Origin of the sequence: Bacillus sp. FJAT-42376, from assembly GCF_003816055.1 — a bacterium.
Taxonomy (GTDB): domain Bacteria; phylum Bacillota; class Bacilli; order Bacillales; family Bacillaceae; genus Metabacillus_B.
The window spans coordinates 4239576-4253248 of the sequence record NZ_CP033906.1 but is presented as its reverse complement, the minus strand read 5'-3'; the positions used below and the strand labels follow the sequence as shown (position 1 = coordinate 4253248).

Below are 13673 nucleotides of genomic sequence, written 5' to 3'. Positions count from 1 at the left end.
TGGAGAAATTCTTCGACAAAGTGAATCATGACCGTCTTATGAGGATATTAAGCAACCGTATAAACGATCCAAAGGTTCTCCAACTAATACGCAGGTATCTACAGTCAGGGGTCATGGAAAAAGGACTTGTCAGTCCTAATACAGAAGGTACTCCTCAAGGGGGGCCACTAAGCCCCCTCTTATCAAACATCGTTTTAGATGAACTTGATAAGGAGCTTGAGAAAAGAGGACTCCGGTTCGTCCGTTACGCGGATGATTGTAATATCTACGTTCGTTCGAAGAGAGCAGGAGAACGAGTCATGGAAAGTATCACAACTTTCATCGAGAGGAAGCTCAAACTAAAAGTTAATCTTGAGAAAAGTGCAGTAGACCGACCATGGAAACGTAAGTTTCTTGGTTTTACTTTCACCGCTCATCGAAAGGAACCCAAAATCCGAATCTCTGGACAGAGTATTCAACGTTTCAAACAGAGAATAAAAGAAATTACATCGAGAAAGTGGTCTATCAGTATGAAAGACAGGTTGGAGAAGCTAAACCGTTACCTGGTGGGTTGGCTGGGATATTATCAACTAGCCGATACCCCCTCGGTTCTAGCCAAGTTAGATGGATGGATTCGAAGAAGATTGCGGATGATTCGATGGAAAGAATGGAAGAAAGGTAAAACAAAACAGAGAAACTTAACGAAGTTAGGCATCAAACCTAATAAGGCATGGGAATGGGCAAATACTAGGCTGGGTTATTGGCGTATCGCTAAAAGCCCAATACTAGATAGAGCCCTTGACAACCACTACTGGTCAAATCAAGGTCTCAAAAGCTTGCTTAGAAGATATGAAACTTTGCGTTCGACTTAATTGAAACCGCCGTATACCGAACGGTACGTACGGTGGTGTGAGAGGTCGGGGGTTAGTCACCCCCTCCTACTCGATTGGTGCGGGGGGGTGTCGTTATTTTCATTTGCACTGACCCTCACTCTGCTAAAGCACTAAACCTCCGTCCCCAGCACTCACAATGTCTTGATAGAGTAGGCTGTAACCAAACCATGCTCCTTCCCTTGACGCAGTAAAGCGACGGGGGTCAGTGCATTGCACTGACCCCCATTCTGCTAAAGGATGAAAGCTCCGTCCCCATCACACACCACACTAGCCCTGTCAACAACTCAGCCGTTTTTGCTCATGCCCCCATTACGGTAATTGGTTGAGGGTCAGTGCAAAAAAAAACCCTTTTCCAACACCAAAAAACATAATAAACAAATGCTCCCAAAACCTCGGGCGATCCTTTATACTATACCTGAACCTAAAACGAAAGGACTGAACCCACTCTATGTCTCGCAAGCCAAGAGAATGGAAACCAAACACAACCTATCACGTCTACTCCAGAGGGAACCGAAGGGAAAACATTTTTTTCTACAAAACCGACCGTGAAAAGTACCTCCACCTTCTGCATTCTGTCCGGGAAACCCACCCCTTCAACCTTCACGCTTACTGCCTCATGTCAAACCACATTCATCTCCTCATCGAAACAAAAGTCCACCCGCTAGGCTCCATCATGCGCAACCTCCACTCCAGATATGCCCTATACCTGAACCGCCGTCACAAACTAGAAGGCCATCTGTTTCAAAACCGCTTCGGTGCAACTGAAATCATCAATAACCACCAATTCCGTGAAGTGAGCCGCTACATCCACCTGAACCCTGTCAAATCAGGTATTGTACACAACCCTAGTGAATATGTATGGAGCAGCTACGAAAGCTACATTCTCCGCACTCAAGATCCCTTACTGACTAAAACCAAACTACAATCCCTGTTTATCCAGCCATTCGAAAAAAACTATCAACACTTTGTCGAAACGGATAGAGAGACGACAAAAAAAGACCTGGGACAAGCGGAAGTGAAATAAAGCAAGAGTTTCCCCGATACATGGAGCATTTTGTTTACTAACATAATCAGGTTATGCCAAATAGACAGCCGCTGGACTGTCTATTTTTCCTCATGTTGTTGCACTGACCCCCGCTTCACTAAAGGACTAAACCTCCGTCCCCTATACCTACAAAAGTAGAAGAGAGAAGGGACAGCTGACTTGTTCCTCATTCCCCCACTTCGCTAAAGGACTAAATCTCCGTCCCCGATCCGCACAAACCCATACAGCAGAAGGGGCAGAGAAGTTATTCCTCTGCCCCCCGTTCCTTTAAAGGATGGAGGGTCAGTGCACAAAAAACCCACCAACCTCTAAACCGTCAACGAAAACAGTTCCTCCAGCTCATCCGTACTCAATTCCGTAATCCAATTCTCACTCTGCAGAATTTCCTCATTCAGCGACTGCTTCTTCTCCAGCATCCCATCGATCTTCTCCTCGATCGTCCCGGTCGTAATCAGCTTATGCACATGCACAAACCGCTCCTGGCCGATCCGGTAGGCCCGGTCCGTGGCCTGGTTCTCCACCGCCGGGTTCCACCACCGGTCAAAGTGGATAACATGGTTCGCTGCCGTCAAGTTCAATCCCGTTCCGCCGGCTTTCAGCGACAAGATCAAAAATGGAACTTCGCGGCTCTGGAACTTCTCGACCATCTTATCCCGATCCACCTTCGAGACGCTTCCGTTCAAAAACAGCACACCTTCGCCAAACGACCGCTCCAGCAGCTTCTTCATCATTTCACCCATCCCGATATATTGGGTGAAAATCAAACAGCTTTCATCCTGCTCCCGGATCGCACTCACAAGCTCCAGCAGCTTTTCAATTTTATTGGAGCGTTCGACGACCTTGCTTGGCGAGCCTTCCTTTAAATAAAGCGCCGGATGATCGCAAATCTGCTTCAGCTTCCCGAGCATTTTCAAAATCAGCGCCTTCCGCTGCATCCCGGCGAGCTGGCTGACCTGTTCAAACGTATCCTTCACAAGCTGCTCATACATCGATGCCTGCTCCACCGTGAGCGGGATGTATTCCTTCTGCTCGAGCTTCTCCGGCAGATTGAGCGCAACCTGCTCATCACGCTTCGTCCGTCTCAGTAAAAACGGCCGGATATAGCGGCGCAGCTGTTCGACCCGTTCTGTCTCACGGTCCTTCTCAATCGGCAGCACGAACTGCTTATGAAACTTATGCAGGCTGCCCAAATATCCCCGGTTGATAAAATCAAAAATCGACCAAAGCTCGGTCAGCCGGTTTTCCATCGGTGTACCCGTCAGTGCGATATGATGCAAGCCGTGCAGACTGCGGATCGCCCGCGACTGCTTCGTATGGGCATTCTTAATATTCTGTGCCTCATCAATGCAAACCGTGCTCCACGTAATCGCCTCTAAATCCTCTAAATCAGAGTGAGCGAGCCCGTAAGACGTCAGCACAATATCCTGATCCAGCACACTCGCCGCAAACAGCTCGCCACGGGACCTCATCGGCCCGTAGTGCAGCCGAACCTTCAGATGAGGGGCGAACTTTTCAATTTCCTTCTGCCAGTTCCCGAGGACAGAGGTGGGGGCGATGATCAAAGCAGGAGTGTCCGGTTTCTCAACCGCCTTTACATACGTAAAGTAGGCAATCATCTGAATCGTTTTCCCAAGCCCCATATCATCCGCGAGGCACGCCCCAAACCGGTTCTCGCGCAGGCCGAGCATCCAGTCGACGCCTTGCTGCTGGTAAGGCCGCAGATTTCCCCGGAAATAGTCGGGCACTTCATATTCCTGGTCGCTTTTCATGGTCGTCAGTCTCTTCATCATGCCGCGCATTTGCTTGCTGAGCTCGATCTCAATCTCGGCAAACGCACCCGGAGCCTCTCCGGAATCCTCATCCCGGTCCCCGGCAAGCTCCTGGTGCAGCACATCCGACATGTGCAGACCTTCCTTCTCCGCCTTTTTCAAAAGCGTCTTCACCTGCTGGATAAATGCGGGATCAAGCTTAATCCACTGGCCGCGGATATTCACGAGCCTCCGCTGATCATTCACCAGCCGGTTAAAGTCCTCCTCCGACATCTCAATTCCGTTCGTCGCAAACCGCCAGTTGAAATCAACGAGCGTATTCATGCCGACAAATGACTGGCCTCTCGGGGTAGAAGAGAGCTTCGCTTTCACCATCATCTGAGATTCCTTCACAACCTGCCACCACGATGGCAGCAAAATCTCAATCCCCATATTGACGAGTGTCTCACTCGACTCAGTTAAAAACATCCACGCCTCGTCCTCGGTAACAAGCGTCACACCGCCTGTAAAGCTTAGAAACGGAACGACCTGCTGAAATCGGTCCAGCTCCCGTTCCACTTCATCAGCAAAGCCCTTCCAGCCGCGGGGTAGACTTTTCACGCCTTCATACACATGAAGCTCATCCTCGCGCTTTTTATTCCGCAGAAGTACCTCAAGGCGCCACTCACCGCCGTCATACTCCGGTTCGTTCAGACGGAGCCCGATCGTAAACGGCTTGTCATCCACAAACCAGCCGATCCGCTCGAGCCAGTCCTGTTCATCGAGAAAATACCCGGTAAAGTTCGACAGCACCGGATGGGCATCTAAAATCGCACCCCAGGCCATACGGAGGCTCCGGTTCAGCGAAATCAAGTCCGCTACCGCCGCGGAAAACCATTCCCCGGCAAACCCCTCCAGTTCATCGCCATCCGGTTTCCAGCCAGTCTGGCCCATCTGCCAGGCCCGATAGTCCGGTATGTATGCTCCGGCTGCGACAAGGTCATAGATTCGCTTAGCCGCCTCCTGGAGTCCTTTATGCTGGACGGTCACCTCCGCCATCGAGTTGAATGACTCATGGCCGATTAATTCCGCCATCATCCACGGTGTCAGCAAAAAAGCCGGAGTACCGATAAAGGTAATGTCCTCCAGGTTCGTCCCATAGTGGGAGGACTCGTGCCACGTGAAAAAGATCCGGCGCATTTCGTTCAAAGAAACCGGCTCCTCTTCACCTTTTGTGGCCCAGACGGTGAAATGATAGTCTTCTGTTTGTTCCATATGAAGTTCGTAGCGCAAAGAACTATCCATCAATCAACTTTCCCTTCACCAATTCTTCCCGGAATGCCCGCAGCCGCTTGTACCGTTCCTGGAGCATATCCAAGTAGTCTTCCCATTCTTCCTCACTTTTCATCTTCTTATAAAGGCGCTTTACCTTTTTCAACAATCGGACCGCCCGTTTGTAGCTGTCGCGGTTCCGAATCTCCATCTCAAGGTAAATCGTCTGCTTATACAAAGAAAGCACCGCTTCCGGCTCCGCCTTCTCCGCTTCCTTCAGAAACCGCTCCTCCACCTCGTAAACCGGGTACCCAAGGAGCATATTCAGCTCCGCCCACTCATAATACCGTTCATCGAGCGCGAGCATATTTTCGTACTCATTATAACTATACGGAAGCAGTGTCCGGCATGCCTCTTCGTATAAATCATCCTTCTTGGCAGCGCGGGCGTACGCCCCGACCACATCTAGCAAAAACGCCGCGCCGTTCCGGATTTCTTTTCTTGGCAAATCGGCCTCAACATACTGGGGACTCAGCTCCATCACATACGGAAGCCATTTTTCGAGACGGTCCCACTGTTTTTTCGCCATCATTTCCTCCAGCCATAAAAAAGAAGAAGGGAAGAGGCGGATGTTGCCGTCTTTCAAATAATCGAGGACCGCATCATCCTTTTTCAAAAGGAAATCGATATGCAGCATCCCCATTAAATCCTTCGCCGTGATCACGGCATCCTCTTGCTTGGCTTCAAAGGCCTTCCGTTCCATCTCCAGCCACTTCGGCCGGTTCATGAGCCCCGACCAGAGCAGCTTGTAAAGATCGAGCGCAGTGGAATAGAAAGGATCCGGGGCCTCCAGAAGCTTTCGGAAATAGTCCGCGCTTGCCCCGAGCAGCGGGTCGAGCGCAAACGGCGTTGCATACCGCTTCATTTCCTCAAGCTCCGTCTCAATTGCATTCGCCATATGGTTTACATACACCATCGCCATATGATTCAGGGACGGGTCCTTCACCTTTGTCCGGTTATAGGAAGCGAGCATCCGGGTAATCGTGACAATCGCCAGGTGAATGACGAACAGTCTTTTCAGCTCCAGCTTCTTCGGGGCTTTTTGCTTTAATTTAAAAAAGAACTGATGATAGAGTCCCTGCATCGTTTTCACCTGCAGCGCCTCATACTCCCGTTCGAATAATTCGTGCCAGCTTTCGAGCGAGTCCTCCTTTAAAACGAACTCCCGGTTCAACAGCTCGCTCGCCCTTCGCATCTGTGACAAAACATGGGCCGCCCGATCGTCTTTCCAGGCGTCCACAAACGTTCCGATGCGGTCTACACTTGCATATACATATAAAAAAGCGGCCATTAAATGCCGGCAAAAACCGTCTGCAGGACAAGAGCAGGAACTGGCCTGGACGAAATCCAAATCAAGGGTAATCGAAGCAGGAGACACATCCTGTACTTTTGCCGTTAACCGTTCAGCGGAAACGTTCACATTATAGACACTTCCCTGACGGTACAGAATCAGCCCTTTTTTCACAAGGTTCCGGTCCTCTTCATCAGCCGGACTTAAGATCGTCCGCAGCCGTTCCGCCGTAAGCAGAACGCGCTCCTTATCAAGGTCTCGCATAAGCAAAAGCCATCTCTCCTTTCGGGCGGCTGATCACGCCCGCATATCGAAACTTCAGATAGTCCTAGCACCATAGGCACTTCCAAAGAATGTATCCATTCCTATATTATAACGTAGAAAAATGTTTCGTTAAAAGGTTTCGAAAAAGGAAAATGCGGGGACATAATTGTCAGAACGACTCGAAGTTTATAATTACTTGTTGCGAAAGCAGCAGACCCGAATTATAATTATCTTCGTGCATGCTGTATAAAATTGTAAAAATGAGAGGGAATCATGTACAATGGACACTAAGCAGATGAAGCAAGAGGAGTTTCTGCAAATCCTTATGCACGCCTACCGCACAGGCGAGCAAAGAAACGTATCAACGAAAGAAATGGTCGAAGAAATTATCTTGCAAATGAAAAAAGTGTACGCATCCTAGATGTTAGGCACCCATTGCCGATCGGCAAACAATAAATGAAAAAGGAGTCCGGCCGCCCGCGCCTGGCTCCTTTTTAGCGTTCTTAAAAAGATTTACACAGGCTTTACAAAAAAACCACAGTAATGGAAGGGTACTTTCGAATCATCCGTAAAAGCGGCGGGGGGAATAGAGGGAAAAATAATCAGATAAAAAAAGGAGAAACGGCCTGGTTCCCGATTTATATGACAATTTGGTAAAGAAGGAAAAAAATTAGAAATAATGATGGAAATTTGTAGAAAAGGAGTCTATAATCAAAAATATAAACATTATAACGAACAAAAAGTAGCGGTAAAAAGAACGAAATTAATCGAAGTTTGTCGATTTACTTCAAAACGAGTGAACGGAGTGTATGAGATTGATTGATATTCATTGTCATATCCTGCCGGGAGCAGATGATGGAGCCTCTTCCATGTTGGATTCGCTTGAAATGGCACGGGCAGCAGCGCTTGAAGGAATCACCAGAATTGTCGCCACTCCGCATCATCGAAATGGCCGCTATGACAATGAGAAGGAGACAGTGGTGAACAGCACCCGGATGTTAAACGGCCGATTAAGGGAGGAATCCATTCCAGTTACGATTTACCCAGGCCAGGAAGTACGGATATACGGGGATCTCGTGAACGATCTGAAGAACGGGGACATTCTCCCTGTAAACCATACCGAATATTTGCTTGTTGAACTGCCGCATCACCATGTTCCCCAGTATACATCCAAGCTCTTCTACGATCTTCAGCTGCAGGGAATCACACCGGTGATTGTTCATCCTGAGAGAAATATTGAAATTCTTAAAAAGCCGGACATCCTAAGCGAATTCATCAATAGAGGGGCCCTTAGTCAAATCACAGCCGCCAGCCTAACCGGTGAATTCGGAAGAAAAATAAAAAAACGTTCTCTCGACCTCATCTCAAACGGCATGGCCCACTTCATCGCATCTGACGCACACAACGTCAGCAGCAGAGGTTTTGCCCTTTCGCATGCCTACAATGTGCTCAATAAAGAATTCGGGACCCCGTATGTGTTCTTTTTTAAAGAAAATGCCGAGCTGATGCTCAGCGGGCAGACTATTGCAGCCACCCCGCCTCAGCGAAAACGAACGTTTAGGAGTCTATTCAAATCATGAAGCAGATGGAGGAAACCATGGAAGAAACGATTAGTTTAAAGGAGCTTTTCCAAACATTACGCAAAAGACTCGTCCTTATTCTGGCGATCACGTTCATTGCAACCGGCGCAAGCGGAATCATCAGTTACTTTTATTTAACTCCCGTCTATGAAGGGTCCGCGCAGATGCTTGTGAATCAATCTAAAAACGTGTCCCAGCTTTACAATTACAACGAGCTCCAAACGAATGTCCAGCTCATCAACACCTACAGTGTCATCATCAAAAACCCGGCCATCATCGATGAAGTGAAGAACCGGCTGAACCTGGATGTATCGAGTGCGGACTTAACGAATCAGATCACGGTGGCAAGCGAGCAGAATTCACAGATAATTACCGTAACCGTAAAGGATTCGGATCCAAAACGGGCAGCGGATATTGCGAATTCGGTGAGCACGGTCTTCCAATCGGAAATTAAGAATATTATGAAGGTCGACAACGTTAGAATTCTTTCAGATGCAAAGATAAACCCTGCTCCTGTTGCTCCGAAAAAGGCTATGAATGTCGCGATAGCCTTCGTGGTCGGGTTAATGGCAGGTGTCGGACTCGCTTTCCTCCTTGAGTACCTGGACAATACGATCAAAACCGAGCAGGACATCGAGAACATGCTTGAGCTTCCGGTTCTCGGAGCCGTCACGGCATTCCCGAAAGAAAAGCAGAAGAAAAATAAAGCTGATGCCGTTCAGGTACATGCAGCGAGAGGTGAATCCATTGGCTCTTAAACGAAAAGAAAAGCTTCAGTCCCGCCGGCTGATTTCCCTTCTGAAGCCTAAGTCAACCATAGCCGAAGAATACCGGACGATCCGGACGAATATCCAGTTTTCAAGCATTGAGAAAGACATCCGGACGGCAATCGTGACGTCATCGGGTCCTGAGGAAGGAAAGTCAACGACCATTGCCAATCTGGCCATCGTCTTCGCCCAGCAGGGGAAAAAAGTGCTTCTCGTGGATGCGGATCTTCGCCGGCCAACGATGCATTTGACCTTCAGCCTGGATAACCGGACCGGTGTGACGAACGTTTTGACAAGACAGGCTACTCTTCAGCAGGGAGTGCGGCATACCGAACAGGAAAATCTCGACGTGCTTCCGAGCGGTCCAATTCCTCCGAATCCGTCCGAGCTTCTCGCCTCTAAAATGATGAAAACCGTCCTGGAAGAAGCTTTGACCATCTATGATCTCATTCTTTTTGATACCCCGCCGGTGCTCGCGGTGACCGATGCGCAGGTCCTGGCCAACCTGGTCGACGGCGCCATTCTCGTAACAGACCGGGGCAAAACGCAGATCGAGCATGCCAAAAAGGCGAAAGAACAGCTTCAAAATGCACAGGCCAAGCTGCTTGGTGTGATCCTGAATAATAAGAAAAGAAACAAATCTAAATACGAGTACTACTACGGAGTCAAATAGCTCCTTCTTTTTTACTTGAATTGTTCTTTATTGAAAACGAACTTGAACGAACAGGTGATGTCTCCTTACCTTTATCAATGGAGGCACTCGGCTGTGCTGTGGGTGCAAACCTTAGACGCTTGTCGTCGGTAGCGCGGTGTGAGGGCGGGTTGAATGCCCGGTTTTTTTAAATAATTTGCTCGCTGTGATGGTAGGAATCACAGGGAGCAAGCTATTTAACTATTAAAACGAAAGAGGGATTTTCTTGAAAAAAGTGAGAAAAGCGATTATCCCGGCAGCGGGTCTCGGCACACGGTTCCTGCCTGCCACAAAGGCGATGCCGAAAGAAATGCTTCCAATCGTCGATAAACCAACCATCCAATACATAGTAGAAGAAGCGGTCGCATCCGGGATTGAAGACATCATCATTGTCACCGGAAAAGGGAAGCGCGCCATTGAGGATCACTTTGATTATGCGCCGGAGCTTGAGGAAAACTTAAGCCAGAAAGGCAAAACGGAACTTCTGGATAAAGTCCGCTATTCATCCAATCTCGCAAACATCACGTACATCCGCCAGAAAGAACCAAAGGGGCTCGGTCACGCTGTATGGTGTGCACGGAGCTTTATCGGGGATGAACCATTTGCCGTTCTGCTTGGAGACGACATCGTTCAGTCCGATACCCCTTGTCTCCGCCAGCTCATCGATCAGTATGATCAAACGCATGGCTCGATTATTGGTGTACAGGAAGTCCAACCGCATCATACCCATCGGTACGGAATCATCGATCCAATTTCTAGGGAAGACAGGCTTTACCGGGTCAACACCTTTGTGGAAAAACCAAAGCCGGGCACCGCGCCTTCCAATCTCGCCATCATGGGACGGTACATCCTGACGCCGGAAATCTTCAGCATCCTGGAAAATCAGGAAACAGGCGCCGGCGGGGAAATTCAACTTACAGATGCGATTCAGCAGCTGAATGAGTACCAGAATGTATTTGCCTATGATTTTCAAGGCGAACGGTTTGATGTGGGGGAAACGTTAGGTTTTATTGAGACTACTCTAAGGTTTGCACTAAAAGATACGAATATTAAGCCTCACTTGTTAAAGATTTTTGAAAATATATTAACTGAAGAAAAAATCAATATATAAAGGAGGTTACAGGTTGAGTGACTCGGTTGGGAATTTAGAAGTAGTAAATGATTTTCAGTCAAAAATAAAAAATCAGTCTAAAGGAAGAGTTTTTTTATTTAATAGTATTAAACGATTGATGGATATTACTGGATCGTTGATTGGATTAATAGTTGCTATCCCTATTTTTATTGTAATTATATTATTTTATCAATTGAAAGAGAATAAAGGTCCAATTTTTTTTAGCCAAAACCGAATTGGAAGAAACGGCAAGAAGTTTAAGATTTACAAATTTAGATCCATGGTAGTCGATGCAGAAGAAAAATTAAAATCAAATCTAACATTGTATGAAAAATATATTCGTAACAACTATAAGCTTGAACCGAATGAAGATCCAAGAATAACAAAATTAGGTCTGTTTTTGCGAAAGACAAGTCTAGATGAAATTCCTCAGTTATTAAATGTTCTGAAGGGAGAAATGAGTTTAGTGGGTCCTAGACCTGTAGTAGAAGAGGAATTACAAGAATACCAAGAACAGACTTCATTATTTTTATCTGTTAAACCTGGAGTCACGGGATACTGGCAAACTTGCGGGAGAAGTAATGTGAGCTATCCAGAGAGAGTAAATATTGAACTCTATTATGTTTTTAACAAAAGCATAAAACTCGATGTAGTCATTCTAATAAAGACTGTATTTGTAGTGGTATTGAGAAGAGGAGCATATTAAATTAGGGGTGTTACCTAACCATGAAAGAGATATCTAAAATTTATGTTGCTGGACATAGGGGACTTGTGGGATCAGCAATTGTTAGAAGGCTGAAAAAAGAGGGTTTCGATAATCTTCTAGTAAAAACAAGTACAGAGCTGGATTTACGGAACAAAGCATTGGTAGATAAATTTTTTGAATTCGAAAAACCTGAATATGTATTTTTAGCGGCAGCGAAGGTAGGCGGAATCGTCGCAAATAATGAGTACCCAGCCGATTTTATCCGCGACAACCTGCTCATTCAGACGAATGTCATTGATGCAGCCTATCGAAACAGCGCAGAAAAGCTTCTTTTCCTTGGAAGCACCTGCATCTACCCGAAAATGGCTTCGCAGCCATTAAAGGAAGAATACCTATTGACAGGAGAACTCGAGCCAACAAATGAGCCGTATGCGATTGCGAAGATCGCGGGAATAAAAATGTGCCAATCGTACAACCGGCAGTATGGAACGAAATACATCTCCGTCATGCCGACCAATCTATACGGTGAAGAAGACAACTTTGACCTTCACACCTCCCATGTTCTTCCCGCCCTTATCCGTAAATTTCACGAGGCAAAGGAACAGAACGCTCCTCACGTTGAGGTGTGGGGAACCGGGTCGCCCAAAAGAGAATTCCTGTATTCCGATGATCTCGCCGATGCGTGTCTATATTTAATGAAGCAATACGAAGGAAACGAAATCGTCAATGTCGGCGTCGGGGAGGATATCTCGATAAAAGAACTGGCGAATCTCGTAAAAGAAACGGTTGGATACAGCGGTGATATTCAATTTAACACCTCCAAACCGGACGGAACCCCAAGAAAGCTTGTCGACGTAACCAAGCTGAATGCACTCGGATGGAAAGCAAAAACTCCTTTGAACGAAGGGCTAAACAAGGCCTACCAATGGTTCCTGAATAACGAGCTAACGAAAACCGTATAAACAAAGCTGCATTCCAAGAAGAAAACGGAGGACGAATCAATGATGAAGAAAGCATTAATCACAGGAGTAACCGGCCAGGACGGTTCCTATTTAGCAGAATTTCTGCTGGAAAAAGGATACGAAGTTCACGGAATGATCCGCAGAAGCTCTTCCTACAACCAGGAGCGGCTGGAGGATTTGCTGACAGATGAAGAAGCCAGTGCCTTATCTAGTCATTCAAGATTTCATTTGCACTACGGGGATGTTACCGATTCATTGAATGTTATGCGCATCATCGGGGACATTCAGCCGGACGAAATCTATAACCTTGCTGCCCAGTCTCACGTCCGCGTTTCCTTTGACATGCCCGGCTACACACTGGATGTCGATGCGAAAGGAACACTCAACATACTAGAAGCGGTCCGCATTCTCGGATTAGGGGAGAAAACACGCATTTACCAGGCCTCTACATCCGAGCTGTACGGCAAAGTCCAGGAAGTACCGCAGTCCGAAACCACTCCATTCTATCCAAGGTCTCCATACGGAGTTGCCAAAATCTACGGGTTCTGGATCACCAAAAACTATCGGGAATCCTACAGCATGTTCGCCGTCAACGGCATTCTCTTCAACCACGAATCCGAGCGCCGCGGGGAAACATTTGTCACCCGTAAAATCACACTAGCCGCAGCCCGAATCGCACAGGGCAAACAGCAAAAACTCATGCTCGGAAATCTAGACTCCCTGCGTGACTGGGGCTATGCAAAAGACTATGTAGAATGCATGTGGCTCATGCTGCAGCACGACAAACCGGAAGACTTTGTTATCGCTACAGGGGAAATGCACACCGTCCGAGAATTCGTGGAACTCGCATTTAAACACACAGGCACAGAAATCGAATGGACTGGTCAAGGTATAGAAGAAAAAGGAATCAATAAAGCGACAGGTGAAATCATTGTCGAAGTGGATTCGAAATTCTTCCGTCCGGCGGAGGTGGACCAGTTATTAGGTAATCCTGCAAAAGCAAGAATGCTGCTAGGCTGGAATCCTACGAACACTTCTATTGAAAAATTGGTGAGAATTATGGTTGATGAGGATATGAAGAAAGTTTATAAGGAAGATAAAATTAAGGAGATGTTTGATTAAAAAACAATAAATACTTTATATTTATAGAGGATAATATCCATTTGATTATATTTTTATATTCGCATTTTAATATAATAAGTTTTTTAAATTTTCAAACAAAAACATCATGTAATCTAAAGATAATCACGGTTATTTATATATTGTTCTGTAATCTTCTTTCAAGTAATATACGCAGTTGAATT

At 46.8% G+C, this 13673-nt stretch carries 12 protein-coding genes; 10 read left to right on the top strand and 2 right to left on the bottom strand.

All coding sequences use genetic code 11. The features are described from left to right. A partial coding sequence (locus tag CEF21_RS21150; RefSeq protein ID WP_123920491.1) for a reverse transcriptase domain-containing protein occupies positions 1 to 851 on the top strand: 851 nt, incomplete at its 5' end. 469 nt (positions 852 to 1320) lie between these two features. Then, the gene (locus CEF21_RS21145) at positions 1321 to 1896 is read left to right on the top strand and encodes an REP-associated tyrosine transposase (RefSeq protein ID WP_123919849.1); all 576 of its coding nucleotides are present in this window, start codon (positions 1321 to 1323) and stop codon (positions 1894 to 1896) included. Between the two features lie 329 nt (positions 1897 to 2225). On the opposite strand, the gene CEF21_RS21140 is transcribed toward CEF21_RS21145, so the two are convergent. Then, a complete protein-coding gene (locus CEF21_RS21140) occupies positions 2226 to 4970 on the bottom strand; it encodes a DEAD/DEAH box helicase (protein ID WP_123919847.1) in 2745 nt (914 codons plus the stop codon). After that, complete coding sequence (locus CEF21_RS21135; protein WP_123919845.1) at positions 4963 to 6558, bottom strand: SWIM zinc finger family protein; 1596 nt, start codon at positions 6556 to 6558, stop codon at positions 4963 to 4965. The genes CEF21_RS21140 and CEF21_RS21135 overlap by 8 nt, the downstream gene beginning before the upstream one ends. Positions 6559 to 6832: 274 nt before the next feature. On the opposite strand from CEF21_RS21135, the gene CEF21_RS21460 reads away from it, so the two are divergent. The 8 genes from CEF21_RS21460 (at position 6833) to gmd (ending at position 13491) form a co-directional block, all read left to right on the top strand. Next, positions 6833 to 6973: a YwzD family small protein gene (locus CEF21_RS21460; RefSeq protein ID WP_164462274.1), complete on the top strand. Its 141-nt coding sequence runs from the start codon at positions 6833 to 6835 to the stop codon at positions 6971 to 6973. Between the two features lie 394 nt (positions 6974 to 7367). Next, positions 7368 to 8132, top strand: coding sequence for a tyrosine-protein phosphatase (locus CEF21_RS21130; RefSeq protein WP_123919843.1), 765 nt, complete (start codon positions 7368 to 7370; stop codon positions 8130 to 8132). A gap of 17 nt (positions 8133 to 8149) precedes the next feature. Next, entirely contained in the window at positions 8150 to 8890 is a 741-nt protein-coding gene (locus CEF21_RS21125; RefSeq protein ID WP_123920489.1) for a YveK family protein, read from the top strand. Further along, entirely contained in the window at positions 8880 to 9572 is a 693-nt protein-coding gene (locus CEF21_RS21120) for a CpsD/CapB family tyrosine-protein kinase (RefSeq protein WP_481747608.1), read from the top strand. Before CEF21_RS21125 ends, CEF21_RS21120 begins: the two co-directional genes overlap by 11 nt. Before the next feature lie 244 nt (positions 9573 to 9816). After that, the gene (gene galU, locus CEF21_RS21115; protein WP_123919839.1) at positions 9817 to 10701 is read left to right on the top strand and encodes a UTP--glucose-1-phosphate uridylyltransferase GalU; all 885 of its coding nucleotides are present in this window, start codon (positions 9817 to 9819) and stop codon (positions 10699 to 10701) included. Positions 10702 to 10765: 64 nt separating this feature from the next. Beyond that, positions 10766 to 11407, top strand: a complete 642-nt coding sequence (locus CEF21_RS21110; RefSeq protein ID WP_241156896.1) for a sugar transferase — start codon at positions 10766 to 10768, stop codon at positions 11405 to 11407. 20 nt (positions 11408 to 11427) lie between these two features. Continuing rightward, positions 11428 to 12369, top strand: coding sequence for a GDP-L-fucose synthase (gene fcl, locus CEF21_RS21105; RefSeq protein ID WP_123919837.1), 942 nt, complete (start codon positions 11428 to 11430; stop codon positions 12367 to 12369). Positions 12370 to 12411: 42 nt separating this feature from the next. Continuing rightward, positions 12412 to 13491, top strand: coding sequence for a GDP-mannose 4,6-dehydratase (gmd, locus tag CEF21_RS21100; RefSeq protein WP_123920485.1), 1080 nt, complete (start codon positions 12412 to 12414; stop codon positions 13489 to 13491). The last annotated feature ends 182 nt before the right edge of the window (positions 13492 to 13673 follow it).

What these genes read in the sequence shown, in the direction of transcription:
- CEF21_RS21145 (WP_123919849.1), top strand. Translation starts at nt 1,321, where the DNA reads ATGTCTCGCAAGCCAAGAGAATGGAAACCAAACACAACCTATCACGTC.
- CEF21_RS21140 (WP_123919847.1), bottom strand. Translation starts at nt 4,970, where the DNA reads ATGGATAGTTCTTTGCGCTACGAACTTCATATGGAACAAACAGAAGAC.
- CEF21_RS21460 (WP_164462274.1), top strand. Translation starts at nt 6,833, where the DNA reads ATGGACACTAAGCAGATGAAGCAAGAGGAGTTTCTGCAAATCCTTATG.
- CEF21_RS21125 (WP_123920489.1), top strand. Translation starts at nt 8,150, where the DNA reads ATGGAAGAAACGATTAGTTTAAAGGAGCTTTTCCAAACATTACGCAAA.
- fcl (WP_123919837.1), top strand. Translation starts at nt 11,428, where the DNA reads ATGAAAGAGATATCTAAAATTTATGTTGCTGGACATAGGGGACTTGTG.
- gmd (WP_123920485.1), top strand. Translation starts at nt 12,412, where the DNA reads ATGAAGAAAGCATTAATCACAGGAGTAACCGGCCAGGACGGTTCCTAT.